This window comes from Halomonas sp. (genome assembly GCF_041689495.1).
Lineage (GTDB): Bacteria > Pseudomonadota > Gammaproteobacteria > Pseudomonadales > Halomonadaceae > Halomonas.
Window position 1 is genome coordinate 1 of record NZ_JBDNGD010000362.1, and the last position, 1,153, is coordinate 1,153.

At 62.1% G+C, this 1,153-nt stretch carries 2 protein-coding genes; both read right to left on the minus strand.

Annotated elements, in window-relative coordinates:
- On the minus strand, positions 1–191 hold a 191-nt coding region (locus ACESMD_RS11375; protein WP_372613223.1), incomplete at its 3' end, for an HAD hydrolase-like protein.
- A gap of 428 nt (positions 192–619) precedes the next feature.
- Positions 620–1,153 (minus strand): class II fructose-bisphosphate aldolase (locus ACESMD_RS11380; protein WP_372613225.1); only part of this gene is annotated, 534 nt, incomplete at its 5' end.

The following is a 1,153-nucleotide window of genomic DNA, read 5'->3' on the forward strand; positions in this document are numbered from 1 at the left end:
ACCTGGCCGTGGCGACGCTGAAGCTCGGCGACGATATGACGAAAGCGGGTACCACGAAACTCCCCGATATATTCGCTGGACAGGAACGGCAGGCCTATTCCGCTGAGGGCGCTGGCCATCTCGTCGGCAAGTAGCGGCTCGCTGTCGACCAGGGTGCCGTCACAGTCGAAGAGCAGGCAGGGAGAATGGATCATCGTCGGACATCCCTCGGGAGTCATGGATCGGTTGAGTGGTATGTCTCTTATCGGTATCTCTCGACCTTCCTTGAGGGATGCCGGACTTAGTGAACGCTGTTTGATAACAGTATTGCGCTATATCCGCAATCCTTCAAGGACTAACGAAATCCTCCGTGAGAGGCCCTCTATGACTCGGTACCCTTGATTCGATGCCGCCAGCCAGGACTCCGCCGGCGATGCGCCTGACGCCGAGCAGGACTGATGGCGAGCCTGTCCGATGGTTCGTCAGGCGATTGATTGCCTGGCTTCGTCTTGATGACTGTGCCACCCAGCGTAAACCTGTCGAAACACGGGCGAGAACAGGCCCGATAGCAACGACCTGGTCGTGGTCGGCAGGATCCGCTGAATCCTCTCGGACCGGGCTGCTTATTCGACGGTTGCTGTCATGTCACCTTGGGGTCGAGCTCGCCGCTGTCGTAGCGGCTGACCATGGCCTCGAGGCTGATCGGGGTGATCTTCGAGGCGTTGCCGGCGGTGCCGAAGGCCTCGTAACGCGCGATACATAGATCGCGCATGGCGCTGACGGTTTCCTTGAGGAACTTGCGCGGATCGAATTCCGCCGGGTTCTGGGCCAGGAAGCGTCGCACCGCCCCGGTGGAGGCCAGGCGCAGGTCGGTGTCGACGTTGACCTTGCGCACGCCATGGCGGATGCCCTCGACGATCTCCTCGACCGGCACGCCGTAAGTCTCGGGGATGGCGCCACCGAACTCGTTGATCACCGCCAGCCACTCCTGGGGCACCGATGAAGAGCCGTGCATCACTAGGTGGGTCTGCGGGATACGGGCGTGAATCTCCTTGATGCGCTGGATGGAGAGGGTATCGCCGGTGGGCGGCCGGGAGAACTTGTAGGCGCCGTGGCTGGTCCCGATGGCGATGGCCAGGGCGTCGACCCCGGAGGCCTTGACGAAGTCGGCGGC